Consider the following 20707-nt stretch of genomic DNA (forward strand, 5'->3'; position numbering starts at 1 on the left):
CGGCGCGGCCACCTATCGGCCATCAAAATTGACGCCGACCGGACTCCGTAATCGTCGCGCTACACCTTGGCGTCCGCCAGCGCCAGCATCGCCTTACGGCGGCGCTCGCCGGCCTCGACCTCGAACTTGCCCTTGGCGCTCGGACGCACGATGAGATTCTGCAGCAGGCCTCTCGCGGCAATGCTGGCCTTGAGCTCGGCGTCGGCCGCCGGGTCGTTATGGCGGCGGACATTGCGCGGCGAGGGAACCAGCTTGTTCAGCGGGATCGTCTTGATCATGGCACATACTCCTGATTGCGAGCCCAGCGCATCGACCATCGACGCCCAACTGGCTCAATCAGGGCAAAGCCTCCTCCCCTCTGCTCAATTTAGCTGAAGGGCTCATTCTCGTCGCGACGGGTTCACGCTTGAGGACACCAAGCCAGGCCGCGCAGCAGTACGCTACATCCGCGCGCGGACGTCCAGAAAGACATCAAACTCGCCGGGTTCGGCATCAGGCTCCATGCACGGTGTCAGAACGGCATCCGCATCAAAGATGATGCGGTGCTCGACGGGCGATGTGACTGGCCAAACGGCGACCACGGCCGAACGAATGCGGCCGTTCGAGTTCTCAAAGATGTCTTTGAAGTAGCTGGTCGCAGCATCTTGAGGCGAAGCGCAGCGGGAAACATGGGAGGGATCGGCCCCAACATTCTCGTCGAAAATGTTGGCGAAGAAGTCCACATGCGTTCCCACTATCGCGAGATTCCGCTTTCCCATCCGTAGCAACTCCATGCTGCGATCATCGGACCGCTACTCATCCGCCGGTAGATCGATCACACGAAAGACCGCGCCCGTCCCCGCGTCGCGCACCAGATCGACGCGCGTCCCATCCCAATGATAGTCGAGATGGCGCCCCTGAACGGGTTCTGATGCGCAGTCAGGGTAGAACAGTCCGACACATTCCCCTCCGGGATGCCGGATGCTCGGATAGACCATGCCATCGGCCCCACCCGCTTTAAGGGCTGCCGCAAGCCTCTGGGACGCCACATAGCTGTCGGGATCAAGGGCTGGATTGGCGGGCTCAGTTCCCCTCAGGTCGTGCAGATCGGCACTGACCGAAAGGACGATCTCGCGGAATTGAGAGGTCCAACCGGGCTCTTCGGCGGTGCGGGCCATGAACCGGCCATGGTGATGGATGGTTTCGAAGAGAGCGGTCTCGAAGGCTTTTCCGACATAGAGGACGCCATAGCTGCCATCGGTGAAGCGGCTTGGCCGGTCCACGCTGACATGGGTGAACGGCGCCATCAGATAAGACGCACCGTTTCCGCCTACCCGCCGGTCCGCTGGCACAAGGTCCAGATTGCCGATGGTCGCCATGATCCGGGGATTGGTCTTTTGCTCTGCCGAGATCAGCAGCGGCCAGTCGGCGGGGTCGGCGATGTCCTCGAACAGGTCGATCGGCGGAAAGGCGCTGCGGAGGATCCGGACAGCGCCTTTCCACTCAACATGGGAAACAGGGCCTTGCTCTTGATCCGTCACCAGCCACCGCGCTCGGCGTCGAGGTAGCGGCGCACGCGCATGATGTCGGTGAGTTCACCGCCGAGCATGACATCAAGTGCGCTCGATCCGGCGAAGGCGCTATTTTCTGCCTTGATCCAGGCATAACCGCGCTGGGCGTCCGAAAAGACAATCCGTAGCGCCTTGTGAATGCCCATCAGGTTGGAAAGGCGAGCCGCGCCATCACGCGAGACCCGGCCGGGCCCTTCAGCCTTCCAGCGCCGATAGGAGCGCACCGGCATATCAAGCAGCGTCGCCGCCTGTTCGTCGGTAAGTTCCCACTTGCCAAAGAGGTTGAGAACCGCCCTGAACATAGCGGCAGCTTCGTCCTGGGTAATCGGATCCGGACGAAACGCCGGAGCAGTAGTATCAACGGGTTGCAAAGCCAGCATGGCAAGTCTCCATATGGCACTATATATTCCATTGGTTGCCATTTGGCAATATGTTCCGCAGCTACTGGCCAAGCCGCGCGAGGATACCCGCAGCGCCTGTCGTCGGCACGAACAACCGCGTCTGATAGCGGATGATCTCGGTAAAACAGCCTTGCGCCTTGTACCAGTCAAGCCGCGCCGCCGACCAACCGGCAAGCTCGAGCCGCTGAGTCCCGTTGACCAGGCTGCGCTTGAGGGTGAGCGCCTCGCGGCCCTTGACCTGCATCGGCCGGCCACCGGTGAGCACAGCGTCGACGATCTGATCGGCCGAGAACGCATGTTCGTCCTCCAGACCCAGGGCCTGGCAGATTTCGGGAACGCAGTGGAGTGGCACTTCGCGACCCAGTAGCGAGCGCCCGTCGCGAGCGGAGATCCGACTGACCCGAACATAGTCGGAAGGGAGCTTGTCCCAGACCGGAAGCAGCATCCCAGTCGCGAGATGCAGTCGTTCGCGCTTGTGGCTCGCAGCGGCTTCACCGACCTCAGCTTGCCAGAGGCGGCGAAACTCGGCGAAATCGACTGGCTCCCAGTTGCTTTCCTCAAGCTGCTCGGCGGTTAGGTGGCCGTGCTTCAAGGGCCGGACCAGTTCGAAACGGGCAACCCGCGTGCCGTCGTCGGCAAGTAGGCTGCGTGCCGGAACCAACAGCCCGATCCGGCCCGAACGGGCATTGCGCAGCAACTGCTGGCGCTCGCCCGAGAGACCATAGAGCTCCTCAAGCCGTGCGAGGCCCAAGGGCTTCAGCGCGCGGGCGATCTCGAGTTCGAGGAGGTGCGTGGTCGCGCCCGAGAGCGCATCGGTGCGCAGCAGGGTGTCGGAGAGCACCTCGAAATGCTCGACCGCGATGGTCTCGACCCCGAGTTCGAGCGTGCCCGCCCGCCGCGCGGCATCGATCCGCGCTTCGACCAACCCGAGGAACTCGTCGAAGATGCCGTTCTGCAGAGCGATCGGCAGCGCGAGTATGCGGTTGAGCCAGCGCTGGATCGTCGGCAGGTCGTCGACCATCGATCCGTCGGGGCCTTCGATCCTGAGTCCGGTCAGTTCCTCAAACCGCGCGAGGCTCACGGCGTCGAGCTTTCCGATGAACAGCAAGCCGAACCAGCGGTGAAGCGCCTCCTTGGCATAGGAGCTTTCGAGATTGTCGGCGGGATCGAACAGGTTCTGCCCGCCGGTCTGGCGCTGACCGCGGGTTAGCGCGCCGAGGCTGTCGAGCCGTCGCGCTATGGTCGAGATAAACCGCCGCTCGCCGCGCACATCGGTGGTGACAGGACGGAACAGCGGCGCCGAGGCCTGGTTGGTGCGGTTGGTCCGCCCGAGTCCCTGGATGGCGGCATCGGCGCGCCAGCCCGGTTCAAGCAGGAAATGGACGCGGCGCGCCTGGTTCTTTGCCGCAAGGTCGGCATGATAGCTGCGGCCCGTACCGCCGGCGTCAGAGAAGACCAGAACCTTCTTCGAGCCGTCCATGAACGCCTGTGTCTCGGCAACATTGGCACGGGGGCTACGGGATTGAAGCTGCTGGCGCCCGTCGCGTCCGACGATCAGCCGATGGGTTCGCCCGGTGACCTCAGCTACCTGGTCGGCCCCGAACCGCTCGATGATCGCATCGAGCGCGGTGGCGATCGGCGGCAACGCGCAGAGTTGCTCGATCATTCGGTCGCGCGCGTCGAGCGCCGAGCGGCACAGCACCGGGGCGCCAGCATCGTCGACCATCGGCTCGGAGCGCGGATTGCCGTTCTCGTCCTTGAATACGGCCATCAACCGCACCGGAAAGCTCTTGGTGAGGTAGTCGATCACGTATTCGCGGGGAGAAAGGTCGATCTCAAGCGCTTCACGTTCGGCATCGGTAAGGTCGGCGAGGCGGCGATCGAGCATGGCTTCCGCAGTCGAGACGAGCTGCACCACCACGGCATTGCCTTCGGCAAGTGTTGTATCGATTGCCGGTAGCAGGCTCGGCAACTTCATCGAGAGCAGCAATTGCGCAAAGAACCGCTGCTTGGTGCCCTCGAAGATCGAGAGCGCCGCCGCCTTGGCCCCGGAGTTCAGGGTATCTCCGCTGTCGGCATCGACAATCCGGGTCGCCGCCAGAGCATCGCGCAGGTTGGCATGGATGATCGCCCAGGCTTCGGCATAGGCGTCGAAGACCGCGATCTGGTCGACGGAGAGGCAATGTTCGAGGATCTCGTATTCGACCCCGGCGAACGACAGCGCTCGCGCGGTGTAGAGCCCTAGCGATTTGAGATCGCGGGCGACCAGTTCCATTGCGGCAATGCCGCCATCGCGAATGTCGGCGACGAAGGCCTCGCGGTTGGCGAAGGCGGTTTCCGGTCCCCAGAGGCCAAGCCGGGTCGCATAGGCGAGATTGTTGACGTCCGACGCGCCGGTCGCCGAAGCATATAGCACGCGGGCGCGGGGCAAGAGATTCTGGAGGCGCACCCCCGCGATTCCCTGGTTCGAGCCCTTGACCTTTCCGCGCGATCCTTCGCCGCCCGCGGCATTGGCCATGGCGTGGGCCTCATCGAAGACGATCACGCCATCGAAGTCGTCGCCTGCCCAGTCGAGGATCTGCTCGAGCCGGGTCGCATCACTGCGGCCTGAGCGGAGGGTCGGATAGGTGACGAAAAGAATGCCCTCGCGCATCCCAACCGGCGTCCCGAGCTTCCATTGGCCGAGTGGCTGGACATCAATCGGCAGGCCACCGAGCGCTGTCCAGTCACGGCGCGCGTCTTCGAGCAAGGCCTCGTTCTTCGATATCCAGATGTGGCGGCGTTCTCCCCTCACCCAGCGATCAAGGATAACCGAGGCGACTTGGCGGCCCTTGCCCGCACCCGTCCCATCGCCAAGGAAGTACCCCATGCGGAAGACTTTGCCTTCGGCGCTCGCCTTCAAGGCACAGCCTTTATCCTCGGGCTCGAACCGACCAGAGAGATCGCGGGCATGGGCGCTCGCGGCGTAGATCAGGGTCTCGGCCTGGGCGACCGAGAGTATACCATTGCCGACCACTGCCGAGGGAAGCTGGGGCACCGCCTCAGGCACCGGCGCGGTGATCGAGCCCATCGCGACCGATTCAACTAGTGGGGTCGGATGCTCGACCGCGCCCTGAATCGCGATGCGGCTTGGCCGGTAGGGGAGATAGTGCCCGATCTGCTCGGCGATCGGGGCCGGCGCTTCGAGCGGCTGGTAAGCGAGCGGCAGGATAGACGGGGCCGCAGCGACGGGGCGAAGTGCAAGCGGAACCGGCTTCCTTGCTGACGCAATCAGGCGCAGCGGCAACGCCGGTCGCGCCGCGATGATCGGCTCGGCCATACGCGCCGCCCGATCGGGCAACTTTTCGACCAACAGGCACAGCTCGGTGAAGTTCGCCGGCTTGGCGATCATCGGGCTGTCGCCGCCATCTGCCTTGTCGAGCACCAAGAGCCGGGTGGTAATCGAGGTGCCCTGCTTGACGAAGCCGCGCTCGACCGTGGCGTTGAGCCGCAGGGCCACCGGGCCGACGATCCCGGCGAGGAAGCGCGGCAGATCAAACCAGTCGGGCATCATTGCGACGAGGCGGCCGGCGGGGAGCAGCCGCTTCCAGGCTGAGCGCAAGTGACGCGCACCGGTGCGTCCGTCTTGGCCGCGCTCGATCCCATGGGAATAGGGCGGGTTCATCAGCACCACACTGGGTGCGACCAGCGGATCGAGCAGTTCGTCGATCAGTTCACCGTCGAGGGCGGTGACGCGCGCTGCCGGAAAAAGAGTCCCAAGACACTCACGGCGCAGCGGCGAAATTTCGTTCAGCGCGAGACGAGCACCGGCCTTCGCGCCCCAGACCGCGAGCATTCCGGTTCCGGCCGAGGGTTCGAGCACCAATTCTTCGGCGGAAATCTGGCAGGCCCGCGCGGCGAGCCAGGCGATACGGGGCGGCGTCGCGAACTGCTGCCACTCCATCTGCTCGTCGCTGCGAGTGGTCTGTCTCGGCACCAGCGCTTCCAGATGTGCAAAGGTTCGGTCGGCCAATTCGGGCGACATGGTGGTGACGAGTTCGGGCTGGTCCTGGAGGAAGAGCACCTGCGCCAGTTCCAGCGCAGCGTGGGCATCTCGCACCGACCAGCGGCCTTGCGCATCACTGCCGCCGAAATGCTCGCGCATTGTGGCGTTCAGCACGGCGCGGGAGATGGCCTGATCGGCACTGATCCGGGCAGCAAGCGACCTGGCCGTCGTCAAGGCTTGCGGCTCGACGGGGCGTGAAAATGCGAAAGCGGATGAAGCATGAGACATGGGAACCTCCTGACGAGGCCCAAGTCCGATCAGGGGCCTCAAAAGGCCCCAAGCCATCTTTCCTCTCTGTGATGCTCAAGCCGACGCCCGCAATCGTCCCATCAGCACATCGTTCCAGTCGTCGTTCGCCCGCTCAGGACGCCGGGTGACGATACGGCGGCCCTCGCAGGCATAGGCTTCGTGCGCGCGTTCTTCTGCGAGCAGACCTCCCGCATCGTTGTCAACGAAGAGATGGAGTTCGCGCACCGACTCCGGGATCGTGACCAAACCGAACCGCTCGTTGCCGAGCGTTGCCCAACAGGGAATGTCGAACAACTGCATGGCCGAGAGCGCGGACTCATTTCCTTCGGCAAGACCAAGGCGACCACCGCGCGGGTTAGCCAGGCGCACGGCGCCTGAGCCGGGACTGCCTAGCGCGCGCTTGGGCTGCTCGAACGTGGCAAGACGGTCGCTATCGGTATCGATAAAGGTTCGGTGCAACGCCAGAATGCCGGCGTCGTTGCGTACCGCTGCCACCAGAGCCGGTAAGAACCGCACCGCGCCCTTCGGCCCCAACGGCATGCGCGCATGAAAGCGCAGCTCGGAAGATCCGATCGTAATGCCCCTTGCCGAGAGATAGCGCGCGGCCGGGCTATCTGGGAGGATCGAGGCCTCGCGCCACAGTCGTAGCGCATTGCGATCGGCAACTTCCTCGCGTGGCTCCGAGGCGATCGGACCGCCCCGACCGTCGAACAGGTCCGAGATCCGCACGCCCAGCTTGGCCATGCTGGTGATGACCGCCTCGTTGGCGCAACCGGCGAAGCAATGGACCAGGATCGCACGCTTACCGAGCGTGATGCTCAGCGAGGGGGTGCGGTCTGCATGGGCCGGACAGCAACACATGCCGCGCGAACGCGACCAGGTGCCACCCAGTGCCTCGACGATCTTCCTGGCGCGAGCTTCGAGTGACGCGCCGTGAACTTGGGACATGAGGCAGCTCCATCTTGACATGCCTCCACCCGCGCAGCCTCCGCTCTGCGCCGCTGCCAATGCGTTTTCCTACATACAATGTTCTATATATGTTCCCTCCGATTCGGCCAAATAAGGAATCGGAAAATGACAGTGAAGTGGGTTGCGATAACCTCGATACTGACGGGATTGGCATTCGTCGTGCCGGCCCACGCGCAGGAGCAAATGGCTGCTGAGGCTGCAGGCGCGCCTGACCTTCGACCTGACGGCCTCCGCGTGGCCGAGGGAGCCAACGGTTTCCAACTGGTCGAACATGGAATCTGGCGACAACCCCCGCCAGCTTCGTCCGGCATCCCGGTTGTCGAGGCGGGCCGGACGTACCTTCCCTATCGTTATGCGAAGCCAGAAGCAGTCGGCCCGTCGGGCTTTCGACGGGCAAACTACCTTCCCCATGTCTACGCTGCGGAGGCTCAGTATTCGCTACCGAGTGGCCTTCTCGACGCCCTGGTATGGACGGAATCCCGGTATAATCCCTTGGCGATCAGCAAGGCGGGCGCCGCAGGCCTGGGTCAGTTGATGCCGGGGACCGCCCGCGACCTTGGCGTTTCAAACCGCTTCGATCCAATGGCCAACATTTTCGGTGCGGCGCGGTATCTTCGCCAGATGCTCGACAAGTTCGGGGTAGTGCATCTGGCCCTCGCTGCCTACAACGCAGGGCCTGGCGCCGTCGAGCGAGCCGGCGGTATTCCACGCAATGGCGAGACACCGGCCTATGTGCGCGACGTGCTGCGCCATTGGCGCTTTTGAGCAGGGGGTAGTTGTGAGTTCCGGTCGAATACGCGTGTCGGGAATGCTGAGCCGCGGGAGACGCGGAATGATCCTGACCACGAAATCGGACGAGGTTTGGATCGTCGAAAGCGAGGAACTTACCGACGATCTTATCGGCTATGCGGTCATCGTCGAAGGCATTGTTGCTGGCATTGATCGCTTGCGGGCGGATTGGATTGGGTTGGTGCAGTAGCTGAACGCGCGCACCTGAGCCGCAGCCAGGCTCAAGAGTTTAGAGAAGCATCCCCTCTTTGCGGCTCAACGGTGCTGAGCACGACGTTCTCGACATCGGTGTCCGCAAAGGAACGGCCCTCGAACGCGCTTTATCCATTCAGGGCAAACAGCGGGGCCTCTGTCCCGAAAGCCCTTCGCCATAGCGATCAACGGCGGCATCCAACGTGATTCGGCAGGAGCGGCGCCAAACGGACCCATGCGGATTAGCGCACTACGTACCTGGTGCGTGGCGTGTCGAGAAACAACGAGCCAAGTTGAAATGTTACCTAGGCTGATACCTAGGAGCCCCACGAGGGGGAAACATTTTCGCTAAGTCTTTGAAAAATGGCGCGCCCGGAACGATTCGAACGTCCGACCCTCAGATTCGTAGTCTGATGCTCTATCCAGCTGAGCTACGGGCGCGTTGGAGGGCCGCACATAGATAGGAGCCGGAGGTTTTGCAAGCGCCTAAAACGGCTTTCGCATGGCGGGCGGCTTGAGGGACCGCTCGCGCGGCCAGCCGTCGCCGTGGCGCGGGAGTGGGCGGTCCTGCGCGCATGGCCGATCGAGCGTTCAGAACAGGGCGGCCTTCACCAGCGCGCGGTGGAGTTGGGCCGCCAGCGGATAATCGAGCGGGGGCATGGCCAGGCCGGCCAACGCGGCGGGGTCGAACCAGCCGGTCTCCTCGGCCTCGTGGCCGTGCGGCTCGCCTTGCCAGCGGCGGCAGGCATAAAGCAGGATCACCAGCGTCCGGCGCGCATCGTGGGTTTGCCCGGCGGCGAAACCGGCGGGCACCAGATCCTCGCGCCGCAAGTGGATGCCCAGTTCCTCGGCCAGTTCGCGAATCGCGGTCGCCTCGGGGTGCTCGCCGGCTTCGGCCTTGCCGCCGGGGAATTCCCATAGGCCGCCATGCACCGAAGCCAAATGCCGCCGCTGCATGAAGACCGTGCCCGCCGGACCGATCAGCGCGACCGCCGAGACGAGCAGCGGTGTCGAGATTTCTTGCAAGTGTTTGTCCCGGTTTAGAAGAAAATTAACGCTGCCCTGAGTACCCAGATGCGGAAAATGCCGAGGTGTGCACCGATCATGAGTTTCATCACTATCCTGAAGGAACTGCGCAAGGATGACCGCGGCGCCTCGGCCGTGGAGTTCGGCCTGATCTGCGCGATGATCGTGCTGGGCCTGATCGCCGCGGTTCGCGGCGTGGCCGAAGAGAACTCCAAGATGTGGAACTTCGTGTCCGACACCTCTCGCGAAGCAACTTCGAAGTGACGCTTAAACCTTTCTAAAGCTTTTTGGAATAACCCGGCGAATGTTCGAAATGCAGATGCACGACGGACCGGGTACTGAAGACTGCAAACCAGGAGACACGACATGAAATTCCTCAAGAAGCTTCGCCGCAACGAAGAAGGCGCCACCGCCATCGAATACGGCCTGATCGCCGCCCTCATCGCCGTTGCCGCGATCGCCGCCATGCAGGGCCTCGGCTCGCAGCTGACCGACACCTTCAACAAGACTTCGGAAAAGATGGCTGAGCCGGTTGACGCCGCGTAATCGCTGTCAAAGTCTTGAATGATAAGGGGGCGGCAGGGAAACCTGCCGCCCTTTTTCGTTCGCGCGGGCATGGCCGCACCCGGCTCAATACGTGACGAGCTTGACTTTCTGGCCGGGAACCAGCCGCTGGTCGGCCTTCAGCCCGTTCAGCACCAGGAAGCGGTCCAGCTTCGCGTCGTCATAGGCCATGCGGGCTGACAGGGACTGCACGGTGTCGCCCGATTTTACAGTCACGACATCGAGCACGCGCGGCCGCACCGCCCCCGCCTCGCTCGCCGAGATCCGGCGCATTGACTTGAACATGGGATTGAACACCCCGGCCCCGCCCGCCTGCGTGATCGTGACGAAGTGATAGGCCTTGCCGCCGCCGAAATCGTAAGCGAACACCACCAGGTCCACCGGGCCGCTGCTGGCCTGCACGCGCGCGCTGCCATAGGCGGCGGGGATGCCGTTGACCGTCGCGGTCTGGATCACCTCGGGCACGATGCGCTGCTGGTTGGTTTCGGTGAGGCTGGCGAAGACGGCGCGGATATAGGCATCGAGGCTGCCGTTATAGGCGCCGGCGGAAAACTCCGCCTTGCCCGATTCGCCGCTGATCGAGACCGATTGCGTGCCGTTCACCATGTAGAAGCCAGTGGGTGCCTCGAACGCCAGGCGCAGGTCGGGATGCGTGAAGCGCGCGCCATCGACGATGCCCTGGCGGGGATCGTCGCCATAGACGAGGCCGTCGATCCGGGTGAGGAACGTGTCGCGATTGGTCATGCCGTTGGCGGCGGTGCCGGCGCGGACCAGCGCATCGCGCACGCGCGAAGCCGGATCGGGATGGGTGGAGGCCCATTCGGGCACCTGGCTGGTGGTGCCGCGCAGCCGCGCCTCCAGCGCGTTCTGCCGCGCCAGGCTTTCCAGCACGGTGGACATCGCCCGGGGATCGTAGCCCGCGCGGCGCAAGTATTCGATGCCCAGATTGTCCGCTTCCAGTTCCTGCGTACGCGAATATTGCAGCGTCAGCAGTTGCGAGCCTTGCGAGAAGACCTGCTGGCCCAGCCGGCCGAACGTGCTGTCTCCCAGCAACACGCCCGACAGGATCGTGCCCAGCACGCCGATCACCGAATTGCGCGTCGCCGCCTTCTGCCGCTTGGCCGAATGCCGCGCGGCGACATGGCCCACCTCGTGCCCCAGCACGCCGGCCAGTTCCGCCTCGTTGTTCATCAGCGCGGTAAGCTGGCGGGTGACGTAGACATAGCCGCCGGGAATGGCGAAGGCATTGTTCACCGGCGAATTCAGCAGCGTGACGGTGAAATCGCCGCGCGCGTTGCTGAGGCCCGATTGCACCGCGATGGTCTTGCCCACCGTTTCCACATAGCTGGCCTGGGGGCCGGTGACGGCGCCGCCGAATTCGGCGACAAGTTGCGGATGCGCCTCGGCGCCCTGGGTCTTGTCGCCCTGGCTGATCGTATCGACGGTGGCGGGGGTTCCCGCCGTGCCTTCGGCGCTGGCGCCGGGAGTGGTGCAGGCGGGCGCCGCCAGCGCCAGCAGGGCCGCCGATGACAGCGCCAGCGCCTTGCGCGTTATCTCGTGGTTGCCTGGCATCTGTGGTCCCTCCTGTCTGCCGTCCTGCCCGATATTCGCTCCAACAACCGGCGGCTATCCGGCTGGTTCCCCTTTCGCCGCCGGTTCACCGGCCCGCGCGGCGGCTTGCTGGCCGGGGCCCAGCGGATGCCGGGCATTGACCAGCGCGACCAGCCGCGCGCTTTCGACATGGGTATAGATCTGCGTCGTGGCGATGTCGGCATGGCCCAGCAAGGTCTGCAGCACGCGCAAGTCCGCCCCGCCTTCCAGCAGGTGCGTGGCGAAGGCATGGCGCAGCACGTGGGGCGAGACTTTCTCGGGATCGATATCCGCCCGAACGGCCAGATCGCGCAAAAGCTGGAACAGCCGCACCCGCGTCAGGTGCCCGCTGGCCCCGCGCGAGGGGAACAGGAACTTCGATCCCGCCGGGCGCAGCGCCAGCCAGCGCGCCAGCGCCGCGCCGGCCCGCCGGCCGACCGGCACCAGCCGCTGCTGCCCGCCCTTGCCGGTTACATGCAGGAACGGCGCGTCGCGCGGCACCGCCGCCAGGGGCAGCGAGACCAGCTCGCTGGCGCGCAGGCCCGAGCCGTAAAGCAGTTCGAGCAGGGCCAGCAGCCGCACCGCCTCGGGCCGGCCGGCCGCCGCATCCTCCTCGGCGCGGGCGAGGAAGCGTTCGACCTCCGCGTGCGAGAGGATGCGCGGCAAGGGGCGCCGGGTGCGCGGGCGCGGCAGGGCGGGCGAGGGATCGTCCCCGCGCGCGCCTTCGTCCACCAGGAAGCCGAAGAACTGGCGCAGCGCCGAACATCGGCGAGCCAGGCTGGAGGCGGCAAGGCCGGACCAGCGCTCCCCCAGCGCGGCCAGCGCCGGGCCATCGGCCCGGACCAGATCGCCCGTCGCCTGACGCGCGCTTTCCAGATCGCGGCGATAGGCGGCCAGCGTGTTGACGGCGGCCCCGCGTTCGGCCGCGAGCATGGCCAGGAAGCGTTCGATCCAGTCCTCGCCCGCCAGCGCATCGGGTGCAGGGCGGGCGGGCGCCATCGACCGCGATCAGGCCCGCGCCACGGCTTCGGCCGCGATCATGCGGGCTTCGGCTTCCAGCCCCACTTCCCGCAGCGCCGAAACGACGTGATAGAGGAAGCGCGGGCTCATCCGGTCCCAGCCCGATCCCTGCATCCCCAGCCCGACCAGGAACGCGACGGTGACGACATCCCGGCTGCGCGCCGCGCCGTCGATCGCGGTGGTCCAGCGCGTCGCTTCGCCCAGCTTGAGGTCGAGATCGGCGGAATAGCCCGAGGCAGTGCCTTCATCGATGCGGCCCAGCCCGGCCAGCCCGGCGACCAGGAAGCCCGACTTGCGCCGTTCGGCGCTTTCATCGTTGCTGATGAACTTGTCGACCGAACCGCTGTCCACCGCGCTCGACCGGCTGGGCGCGGCCAGCGCGAGCAGGCCCCAGCCCTCGCTCCCGGCATCGACCACGCCGGCCCAGCGCATGGCATTGCCATCAAGCCCGGCGGTGAGCATCGAGGCGATCAGCGGCACGGCGCTGTCGGCCAGGTCCGCGCTTTGCGGCAGGCGCGCGGCGGCAAAGGCGGTGAGCACCTGGCGCGAGTATTTCTCCTTCTCGCCGCTGGCGCCGTCCCAGACCTTCTGGATCGCCGACAGCCGCGCGCCGGGATCAGCCAGCAGATAGGCATCGCGCAGGGCCTCGGCCCGTTCCGACCAGACGCCGCTGCTGTCGGGATCGGTGTAGATCTGGCTGTAGAGATCGACCATCGCCTGGCTCGACAGCACGCCGGCGGCGGCGGCGCGATCGGCGGCGGCGGCGCGGCGCTGGAGCCCGGCTGCGGGCGCGAGCGCCGTCAGGTACATATAGCGCGGCCCGGCCTCGCTCATCAGCTTTTCCGGTGGCTGGAGCCCGACCGCCGTTGCCAGGCCAAAGCGCCACGGCGTCAATTCGTCGACATTGTCCCACTCGATCGTCACCGCGCGGCGGCTGCGCCCGGCGGCACCGGCATAGCGCTGTGCCAGCAGCAGGTCGATGCGCGGCATCTCGCCGCGCGACAGCGAGCGATCGAGCTGCGACATCGCGGCCGAGCCGTTCCCGCGAAACGCGCTGCAGATCGCCTTGGACGCCTGCCACTGCGGATCATCGAGCGCGCGGCTGTTGGCGGTGATCACCGGGCACAGGCCGGTGAAATCGCCCGCTTCGGTGTAAGTGCGCAGCGCGACGGCGGCGAGATCGGGTGTGATGTTGCCGGGATCGATATCCTGCAGGATCGCGCGCGCCGCGTCAGGCTCGCCCATGCGCAGCAGCAGCGCGACGCGCAGCGCGAGGAATTCCTGCGGCGCCATGTTCGGCGGCGCATCCAGCCGCGATGCCAGCGCGCGGCGCAGCAGGATATGCCCCCAGCGCGAAACCAGCCCGCCGCGATTGCCGGCCAGCGCCACGCGCACCAGCCGCGCGTTCTGGCCGGACAGCGACGTGGCGGGCAACCCGCCCTCCTCCTCGTCGATCAGGCCGATGCGCGTCATCGCCCGGCGCGAACCGGGCGGCACGTCGAAATTGGGCTTGAGACCCAGCACGTCCTGGAAATCCTCGGGCGTCATGCGCGCCAGCTCGTCAAGCGAAGGCAGGCGCGCCAGCACATCCTCGCCAATCGGCGCTCCGGCCGGCGGCAGGGCCTGCACGGCCGCGCCGCGCCCCGGCGCGCCCTGCACCACGGGCACCGCGACGGTGCGCGGCCCGCCGCCCGAAGGCGCCGACGCGCCGGATGCGGGAGCATTTGCGGGCGCGGGCGGCGGGGCCGGCGTGGGATCGTTGAAGCCGGGCGGCAGGATCGATTCCGGCGCTTCCTGCGCCACCGCCCAGGCCGAGGTCAGCGCCAGCGCCGCGCCGGCCAGCAGGTGCAGCGCCTTCATCGCGCGATCTCCGGCACGGGAACGGGCACGGCGATGGGCCTGACCGGCTCCCGTCCGCCATCGATCCAGGCATAGGCCAGCACCACGATCGTCAAGGCCGCAAGGCTTCCCAGCAACCAGCCCCAGCGCATTCCGACCGTCACGAACCTTCCTTCACCGATGCTTGCGCTGCGACCTAGCCCAACTATAGGCAAGGCTGCAATGGACGTTCAACCACCCCGCCCCTCGGCTTCGGAAATCGACGCCATCGCCCGGCGCCTCGATCGGCCGGTCGTGCTGGTCGGCATGATGGGCGTGGGCAAATCCAGCGTGGGCAAGCGCCTCGCCGCGATCCTGGGCTGCCCGTTCGTCGATGCCGACGAGGAAATCGAAAAGTCCGCGCAGATGACCATCCCGGAAATCTTCGCGAATTACGGCGAGGATTATTTCCGCGATGGCGAGCGGCGCGTGATCGCCCGGCTGCTGGGCGGCAACAGCCCGCGCGTGGTGATCGCAACGGGCGGCGGAGCGTTCTGCAACGCGGAAACGCGCGCGCTCATTCTCGAACGGGCGATCGCGGTCTGGCTGGACAGCGACCTCGATACGCTGGTCGAACGCACCAGCCGCAAGGACAATCGCCCGCTGCTGAAGGACGGCAACCCGCGCGAGATCCTGGCGCGGCTGCGCGAGGAACGCCGGCCGGCCTACGCGCAGGCGCCGATCCACGTGGTCAGCAGCAGCGGGCCGCACGTCAACACCGTCTCCAAGGTCATTCAGGGCATCGGACAATGGCTGTAATTCCCGTCGACGTCGCCGGGCGTCCCTATGAAGTGCGCGTCGGCGCGGGGCTGCTGGCCGAACTGGTGCCGCATTGCCGGGGCCGCCTGCGCAAGCGCGACGTGCCGATCGTCACCGACGCCCACGTCCATCAGGCCTGGGGCAACGTGGTGGAGCAGGCGCTGCGCGACCACGGGCACGAGCCGCACTGGCGCATCCTGCCGCCGGGCGAGGCGACCAAGAGCTGGGACGAACTGGCCGCCACGGTCAACTGGCTGCTGGCGCTGGAAGTGGAACGCGGCGATCATGTGATCGCGCTGGGCGGCGGCGTGATCGGCGATCTCACCGGCTTTGCCGCCGCGATCGTGAAGCGCGGCTGCCACTTCATCCAGTTGCCCACCTCGCTGCTGGCGCAAGTCGATTCGAGCGTCGGCGGCAAGACCGCGATCAACACGCCGGCGGGCAAGAACCTGGTGGGCGCCTTCCACCAGCCCGCGCTGGTCCTGGCCGATCTGGCCGTGCTCGATACCCTGCCCGATCGCGAACTGCGCGCCGGCTATGCCGAAGTGGTGAAGTATGGCCTGATCGGCGATGCCGACTTCCTCGCCTGGTGCGAGGAGAACGGCGAAGGGCTGCTGGCGGGCGATGGCGCCCGGCGCGAATATGCCGTGGCCCACAGCGTCGCGGCCAAGGCCCGGATCGTCGCCGAGGACGAGCGCGAGACGAGCGGGCGCCGCGCGCTGCTCAACCTGGGCCACACGTTCGGCCATGCGCTGGAAGCGGAGACCGGCTTTTCCGACCGGCTGCTGCACGGCGAAGCGGTGGCGCTCGGCATGGTGCTGGCGGCGCGCTATTCCGCGCGGCGCGAACTGATGCCGCAAGCCAGCGCCGAGCGTGTCGCCACGCATATCGCAGCCAGCGGCCTGCCCTCCGAGATCGCCCGGCTGGGCCTTGCCTGCGACGGCAAGGCGCTGGTGCGCCACATGCTGCACGACAAGAAGATGGACGCAGGCACGCTGCCGTTCGTGCTGATGCGCGGCATCGGCCACGCCTTCCTCGATCGGGAGGTCTCGCTCGACGACGTCGCCTTCTTCCTCGACTACGAACTGTCGCGCGACGCCTTGGACTAGGCGCGGCGCCCGGTGGCTCGCCCGCGACAGGGCGTAAAGCCCGGCTGCAACTCCGCAGTGACGCGCGCGTTCCCGTTTCAGGAACGCCCTTACCGGGAGACGCATCATGCCCGCCAGATCCAAGGCCCAGCAAATGGCCGCCGGAGCCGCGCTTGCCGCCAAGCGCGGCGAAGAGAAGAAAAGCAGCCTCAAGGGCGCCTCGCGCGAGATGTACGAATCGATGAGCGAGAAGCAGCTTGAGGATTTCGCCAAGACCAGGCGCAAGGGCAAACCCGCGCACGTTGGCGACTGAGCCGCCCGTCTCCGCAGCCCGTTGCGCCCTCCATGCCTGACCGGATATGACGGTGGCAGGAACGAGGGGGGACATGGGTCATGAAAAAGCGATGGGCATGGGCATTGGCGCTGTCATGCGTGGCCGCGCCGGCATCGGCACAGACCGCGCTGAGCGCCGCCGACAACGCGCAGATCGACGCGCTGGTCCAGCCGATGATCGACGGGTTGATCGCCGGCAAGGCGAAGGACGCGATCTCGACGCTGCTCAATCGCAGCGACATGATGCGCAGCAAGCCGACCGACGTTGGTTTCCTGGGCGTGCAGGCGGAAGCGGCGATGACGGCCTATGGGCCCATCCGCGCCTGCGAACTGGTCGAGCAGCAGAATACCGGCCACTGGGCGGCGGCCCGGCTGTATATCTGCCAGCATGACCGCTTCCTGACGCGCTGGATCGTGGCGGTGTTCAAGTCCCCCAGCGGCTGGCAGCCAAGCAACCTGCGGTTCGACGACAAGTTCTCGGCGAAGCTGGAAGAATAGCGCCGCTTACCCGAACAGCGCGATCGACTGGGTGCCCGCCGCCATCGGCACGCCTTGGGTGTTCCAGATCGCCATGCGCTGGCTGGAACAGCCGGCCTGCGCGTAATCGCCGGTCGATCGCAGCAGCCACCAGCCATCGCGCGTCGTGGGCGCCGGGGCCAGCAGGTTGACTTGCCAGTGCATGGTGCTGACCGGCACGCCGGGCGCGAGCAGTGGCATCACGCCGGGCGGCAAGGCATCGGCGCAAAGCAGCAGTTCGACCATGGGATCGAGCCCATCACGCTCGCGCGGGCGCACCCACCAGCACATCTCGGGCTGTTTCGCCGCGGCGCGCGGCAGCGCGAAGCGCACGTCGAAATGGTTGCGCAGAAAGGCCACGCCCCGCTCGGTGGATAGCGCCGCGCCCTGTTCGGGCGGGTTGACGCCCGCGGGCATCGGCCGGTGGTCGATCGCCAGCGTGCTGGCGACCGGGCCCATGAACGCGAAGCTGGCGGAAAAGCCCACGCCCTTCTCGCCCGCGATCCGCGCCTCGATCCAGGTGGCGTTGCGCCCTTGGCGCAGGACTTGCGCGGTCGCCGCCACTTGGCCCGAAAGCGGCGCGATCATCGCCATCTGCGCCGAGCGCAGCGGCGGCAGCGCCGTCCCCGCGCGCATCGCCGCGACCAGCGCCAGCGCCGAGGAAAACCCGCCGTAAGCCGTGCGCCCCTGATGCCAGGTCTCGGGAATATCGACGCACAGGCCCTGGGGCACCGGCCGGGCGGCGGCGATCACCGCGGCGAAACCGGACATCAGAACAGCCGCGAGCCGTTCGGCACCGGCGTGTCGGGCGCAAACAGCACCACCCTGCCCGCCTCGTCCGCGAAGCCCAGCGTCAGCGCTTCGGACAGCGCCTTGCCGATCTGGCGCGGCGGGAAGTTCACCACCGCCGCGACTTGCCGGCCGATCAGCTCGGCCGGCGCATAGAGCGCGGCCACCTGGCCCACGCTCTTCCTCACGCCGATGCCGGGGCCGAAATCGATCCGCAGCTTCAGGCTCGGCTTGCGGGCGCCTTCGTAGACTTCGGCCGCGACGATCGTGCCCACCCGGATATCGACCCGCAGGAAATCGTCGAAGCCGATCTCCGCGCCGGCGGGCGCTTGCGGGTCATGATCCAGATGCATGTCACTCCAGTTCCAGGATCACCGCGTCGACGGCCAGGCTGTCGCCGGCCTTGGCGCGGACTTGCTTGACCGTGCCGGCCTTCTCGGCCCGCAGGATATTCTCCATCTTCATCGCCTCGACCACCGCCAGCGGCTGGCCGATCTCCACCTTGTCGCCCTCGGCCACATGCAGGTTCACCAGCAGGCCGGGCATCGGGCAGATCAGGAAGCGTGAGAGATCGGGCGGGATCTTCTCGATCATGTGCCCGGCCAGCGCGGCGATCACCGTGGGCAGGACATCGACCTTGTGGATCGCGCCGCGCGTGGTCATCCGAAAGCCGGTGCGGGTGAGCGCCAGCTTCGCGCCGATCTGCTCGCCATCGACTTCGGCCAGGGCAAAGCGATCGCCGGGGGTATATTCCATCTCGATATCGACAGGCGTGCCGTTCACCGTGACTTCGTCCTCGGCGATCACCACTTCGTACGGCGACTTGTCGATGGTGACGGTCCATTCGGACGGCGGATCGAGCGGCTCGGCCAGCTGGCCGTCGACCCGGCGCGAACGGTCGGCGCGCGCGGTGGCGACGAAGGCGGCCATCGCGGCCAGCCGGGTCTTCAGCTCGTCCGACGCCGGGGCGCCGTGGAACCCCTCGGGATATTCCTCGGCGATGAAGCCGGTGGTCAGCTCGCCCGAGCGGAAGCGCGGATGCTGCATGATGGCCGAGACGAAATCGATATTGTGGCCCAGCCCTTCCAGTTCGAAGGCATCGAGCGCGGCGATCTGCTTGTCGGCCGCCTCGTCGCGCGTCTCGCCCCAGGTGATCAGCTTGGCGATCATCGGATCGTAGAACATCGAGACTTCGCCGCCTTCATAGACGCCGTCGTCCACCCGCACGCCGTCGATCCCGCGCCGGCCGTTCGCCGCGCCGTCGTCGGCCCAGCCGTCCACCGGCGGATCATAGCGCACCAGCCGGCCGGTCGAAGGCAGGAAGCCGCGATAGGGATCTTCGGCGTAGATGCGGTTCTCGATCGCCCAGCCGTCGATCTTCACGTCGTCCTGCGTCATCGCCAGCTTTTCGCCGGCGGCCACGCGGATCATCTGCTCGACCAGGTCGATGCCGGTGATGCATTCGGTGACGGGGTGCTCCACCTGCAGGCGCGTGTTCATTTCCAGGAAGTAGAAGCTCTCGCCCGTCGGGTCCGCGCCCGAAACGATCAGTTCCACCGTGCCGGCGCTGTAATAGCCCACCGCGCGCGACAGCGCGACGCACTGCTCGCCCATGGCCTTGCGCATCCTGGGCGTGACGAAGGGCGAAGGCGCTTCCTCGACCACCTTCTGGTGGCGGCGCTGGATCGAGCATTCACGCTCGTTGAGGTAGAGAATGTTGCCGTGCTTGTCGCCCAGGATCTGGATCTCGATGTGGCGCGGGTTGAGGATGAACTTCTCGATGAACACGCGATCATCGCCGAAGGAATTGAGGCCCTCGCGCTTGGTCGCCTCGAAGCCCTCGCGCACGTCCTTCTCGTTATAGGCCAGGCGCATCCCCTTGCCGCCGCCGCCGGCCGAGGCCTTCATCATCACCGGATAGCCGATCTCGTCCGAGATGCGCACCGCGTGCTCGGTATCCTCGATCTCGCCGACGAAGCCGGGCACGACATTGACGCCGGCCGCCTTGGCCAGCTTCTTCGATTCGATCTTGTCACCCATCGCCGCGATCGCATTAACCGGGGGGCCGATGAATTCGATGCCCTCGGCCGCCAGCGCCTCGGCGAACGAGGTCCGCTCGGACAGGAAGCCGTAGCCCGGATGCACCGCATCGGCGCCGGTCTGCTTGCAGGCGGCGATGATCTTGTCGGCGATCAGATAGGACTGTGCCGCCGGGGCCGGGCCGATATGCACGGCTTCGTCCGCCATCTGCACGAAAGGCGCGCGCGCATCGGCATCCGAATAGACGGCGACCGTCTGGATGCCCATGCGGCGCGCGGTCTTGATGACGCGACAGGCGATTTCGCCACGGTTTGCGATGAGGATTTTCTTGAACACTCGCAGGCCTTTCAATCAGAAATCAGATGCTTGGGCAGCGGCGATAGCGCGCGAGCCGCCCAATGCTGTGTCACCCCGAACCTGTTCCGGTCGCCATCGCCCGCCGCGCGCCAGAAGCGCGAGCGGTGCAATGGCTGCCGCAACAGGTCCAGCATGACGGGGTGGAAGAAGGTCATCCATGATCCGGCTCAGGCCGCCTTCGGCGCCGGGGCGCCGTGCAGCAGGCGCGGATACCATGCCAGCGGCACGGCGATGGTGCGGCCGTCCATCAGGTCGACAATCAGACGATGCTCGTCGCAATGGACATCAAGCACGCGTTCGTCGGTCAGCCTAGCCGAGATATTCATGCCATGCCTCCATCAGCTTGGCCTGGTTTTCCTTCACCATCGCGACAATGCCACCAATCTCCTGCGCGGAACCCGCGGCTCCTAGCGGTTTCGACCGGATCGAGCCAGACCTTGATGGTTGCCATGTCGCGGTCGAGGTGGACATGCGGCGGCCCGTTCGGCTCGTGGCTGAAGAAATAGAAGCGGCAGGGACCGATCCGCATGACAGTGGGCAAACGAAGACCTC

At 66.3% G+C, this 20707-nt stretch carries 24 protein-coding genes, 1 tRNA gene and 1 pseudogene; 8 read left to right on the forward strand and 18 right to left on the reverse strand.

The window, feature by feature from the left end; genetic code table 11:
* Positions 1-62 precede the first annotated feature (62 nt).
* From PYV00_RS21930 to PYV00_RS21955, 6 genes and pseudogenes are all read right to left on the reverse strand, one after another.
* Positions 63-278 (reverse strand): annotated as a pseudogene (locus PYV00_RS21930) (ParB/RepB/Spo0J family partition protein); the annotation flags it as partial.
* Positions 279-440: 162 nt separating this feature from the next.
* Positions 441-722: a hypothetical protein gene (locus tag PYV00_RS21935; RefSeq protein WP_275230458.1), complete on the reverse strand. Its 282-nt coding sequence runs from the start codon at positions 720-722 to the stop codon at positions 441-443.
* 69 nt (positions 723-791) lie between these two features.
* Entirely contained in the window at positions 792-1520 is a 729-nt protein-coding gene (locus PYV00_RS21940; protein WP_275230459.1) for an RES family NAD+ phosphorylase, read from the reverse strand.
* Complete coding sequence (locus PYV00_RS21945) at positions 1517-1930, reverse strand: MbcA/ParS/Xre antitoxin family protein (RefSeq protein WP_222886698.1); 414 nt, start codon at positions 1928-1930, stop codon at positions 1517-1519. The genes PYV00_RS21940 and PYV00_RS21945 overlap by 4 nt, the downstream gene beginning before the upstream one ends.
* A gap of 61 nt (positions 1931-1991) precedes the next feature.
* Complete coding sequence (locus PYV00_RS21950; protein ID WP_275230460.1) at positions 1992-6224, reverse strand: strawberry notch family protein; 4233 nt, start codon at positions 6222-6224, stop codon at positions 1992-1994.
* 75 nt (positions 6225-6299) lie between these two features.
* Positions 6300-7193 (reverse strand): DUF7146 domain-containing protein, encoded by an 894-nt coding sequence (locus PYV00_RS21955; protein WP_275230461.1) that lies wholly within the window; start codon positions 7191-7193, stop codon positions 6300-6302.
* Positions 7194-7319: 126 nt separating this feature from the next.
* Here PYV00_RS21955 and PYV00_RS21960 point away from each other — a divergent pair, with 126 nt between their 5' ends.
* Both PYV00_RS21960 and PYV00_RS21965 read left to right on the forward strand, forming a co-directional pair.
* Complete coding sequence (locus tag PYV00_RS21960) at positions 7320-7979, forward strand: lytic transglycosylase domain-containing protein (RefSeq protein ID WP_428981670.1); 660 nt, start codon at positions 7320-7322, stop codon at positions 7977-7979.
* Positions 7980-8022: 43 nt separating this feature from the next.
* Positions 8023-8193 carry a DUF5818 domain-containing protein gene (locus tag PYV00_RS21965; protein WP_275230556.1) on the forward strand — a complete coding sequence of 57 codons (171 nt, stop codon included), beginning with the start codon at positions 8023-8025 and terminating at the stop codon, positions 8191-8193.
* 366 nt (positions 8194-8559) lie between these two features.
* Here the strand turns inward: PYV00_RS21965 and PYV00_RS21970 are convergent.
* Positions 8560-8636 (reverse strand) — tRNA-Arg (locus tag PYV00_RS21970).
* Between the two features lie 150 nt (positions 8637-8786).
* Complete coding sequence (locus tag PYV00_RS21975; RefSeq protein ID WP_275230462.1) at positions 8787-9221, reverse strand: NUDIX domain-containing protein; 435 nt, start codon at positions 9219-9221, stop codon at positions 8787-8789.
* A gap of 78 nt (positions 9222-9299) precedes the next feature.
* Here PYV00_RS21975 and PYV00_RS21980 point away from each other — a divergent pair, with 78 nt between their 5' ends.
* Both PYV00_RS21980 and PYV00_RS21985 read left to right on the forward strand, forming a co-directional pair.
* Complete coding sequence (locus PYV00_RS21980) at positions 9300-9485, forward strand: Flp family type IVb pilin (protein WP_275230463.1); 186 nt, start codon at positions 9300-9302, stop codon at positions 9483-9485.
* Between the two features lie 102 nt (positions 9486-9587).
* Complete coding sequence (locus PYV00_RS21985) at positions 9588-9767, forward strand: Flp family type IVb pilin (RefSeq protein ID WP_275230464.1); 180 nt, start codon at positions 9588-9590, stop codon at positions 9765-9767.
* An 84-nt stretch (positions 9768-9851) separates the two neighbouring features.
* Here PYV00_RS21985 and PYV00_RS21990 read toward each other — a convergent pair whose 3' ends face one another.
* Genes PYV00_RS21990 through PYV00_RS22005 form a run of 4 tightly spaced genes read right to left on the reverse strand, consistent with a single transcriptional unit; the run spans position 9852 to position 14398 of the window.
* A complete protein-coding gene (locus tag PYV00_RS21990) occupies positions 9852-11357 on the reverse strand; it encodes a M48 family metalloprotease (RefSeq protein ID WP_275230465.1) in 1506 nt (501 codons plus the stop codon).
* Between the two features lie 54 nt (positions 11358-11411).
* Complete coding sequence (locus PYV00_RS21995; RefSeq protein WP_275230466.1) at positions 11412-12374, reverse strand: tyrosine recombinase; 963 nt, start codon at positions 12372-12374, stop codon at positions 11412-11414.
* Between the two features lie 9 nt (positions 12375-12383).
* Positions 12384-14255 carry a hypothetical protein gene (locus PYV00_RS22000; RefSeq protein ID WP_275230467.1) on the reverse strand — a complete coding sequence of 624 codons (1872 nt, stop codon included), beginning with the start codon at positions 14253-14255 and terminating at the stop codon, positions 12384-12386.
* On the reverse strand, positions 14252-14398 hold the full coding sequence (locus PYV00_RS22005; RefSeq protein ID WP_275230468.1) for a hypothetical protein: 147 nt from the start codon (positions 14396-14398) through the stop codon (positions 14252-14254). The genes PYV00_RS22000 and PYV00_RS22005 overlap by 4 nt, the downstream gene beginning before the upstream one ends.
* A gap of 58 nt (positions 14399-14456) precedes the next feature.
* On the opposite strand from PYV00_RS22005, the gene PYV00_RS22010 reads away from it, so the two are divergent.
* The 4 genes from PYV00_RS22010 to PYV00_RS22025 all read left to right on the forward strand — a co-directional run bounded on the left by PYV00_RS22010 (position 14457) and on the right by PYV00_RS22025 (position 16951).
* Positions 14457-15032, forward strand: a complete 576-nt coding sequence (locus tag PYV00_RS22010; protein ID WP_275230469.1) for a shikimate kinase — start codon at positions 14457-14459, stop codon at positions 15030-15032.
* The gene (gene aroB / locus PYV00_RS22015; RefSeq protein ID WP_275230470.1) at positions 15023-16141 is read left to right on the forward strand and encodes a 3-dehydroquinate synthase; all 1119 of its coding nucleotides are present in this window, start codon (positions 15023-15025) and stop codon (positions 16139-16141) included. Before PYV00_RS22010 ends, aroB begins: the two co-directional genes overlap by 10 nt.
* 106 nt (positions 16142-16247) lie before the next feature.
* Positions 16248-16433 carry a DUF3008 family protein gene (locus PYV00_RS22020; protein WP_275230471.1) on the forward strand — a complete coding sequence of 62 codons (186 nt, stop codon included), beginning with the start codon at positions 16248-16250 and terminating at the stop codon, positions 16431-16433.
* A gap of 80 nt (positions 16434-16513) precedes the next feature.
* Positions 16514-16951: a hypothetical protein gene (locus tag PYV00_RS22025; protein ID WP_275230472.1), complete on the forward strand. Its 438-nt coding sequence runs from the start codon at positions 16514-16516 to the stop codon at positions 16949-16951.
* A gap of 6 nt (positions 16952-16957) precedes the next feature.
* Here PYV00_RS22025 and PYV00_RS22030 read toward each other — a convergent pair whose 3' ends face one another.
* Genes PYV00_RS22030 through PYV00_RS22055 form a run of 6 tightly spaced genes read right to left on the reverse strand, consistent with a single transcriptional unit; the run spans position 16958 to position 20684 of the window.
* Positions 16958-17740, reverse strand: coding sequence for an acyl-CoA thioesterase (locus PYV00_RS22030; RefSeq protein WP_275230473.1), 783 nt, complete (start codon positions 17738-17740; stop codon positions 16958-16960).
* A complete protein-coding gene (locus PYV00_RS22035; RefSeq protein WP_275230474.1) occupies positions 17740-18111 on the reverse strand; it encodes a tRNA-binding protein in 372 nt (123 codons plus the stop codon). The genes PYV00_RS22030 and PYV00_RS22035 overlap by 1 nt, the downstream gene beginning before the upstream one ends.
* Before the next feature lies 1 nt (position 18112).
* Complete coding sequence (locus PYV00_RS22040) at positions 18113-20134, reverse strand: acetyl-CoA carboxylase biotin carboxylase subunit (protein ID WP_275230475.1); 2022 nt, start codon at positions 20132-20134, stop codon at positions 18113-18115.
* Positions 20135-20145: 11 nt separating this feature from the next.
* Entirely contained in the window at positions 20146-20310 is a 165-nt protein-coding gene (locus PYV00_RS22045; protein ID WP_275230476.1) for a hypothetical protein, read from the reverse strand.
* Positions 20311-20322: 12 nt separating this feature from the next.
* On the reverse strand, positions 20323-20481 hold the full coding sequence (locus PYV00_RS22050) for a DUF2442 domain-containing protein (protein ID WP_275230477.1): 159 nt from the start codon (positions 20479-20481) through the stop codon (positions 20323-20325).
* The gene (locus PYV00_RS22055; RefSeq protein ID WP_275230557.1) at positions 20478-20684 is read right to left on the reverse strand and encodes a DUF4160 domain-containing protein; all 207 of its coding nucleotides are present in this window, start codon (positions 20682-20684) and stop codon (positions 20478-20480) included. The genes PYV00_RS22050 and PYV00_RS22055 overlap by 4 nt, the downstream gene beginning before the upstream one ends.
* Between the last annotated feature and the right edge of the window lie 23 nt (positions 20685-20707).

The organism is Novosphingobium album (ex Liu et al. 2023) (assembly GCF_029076845.1).
Classification (GTDB): domain Bacteria; phylum Pseudomonadota; class Alphaproteobacteria; order Sphingomonadales; family Sphingomonadaceae; genus Novosphingobium.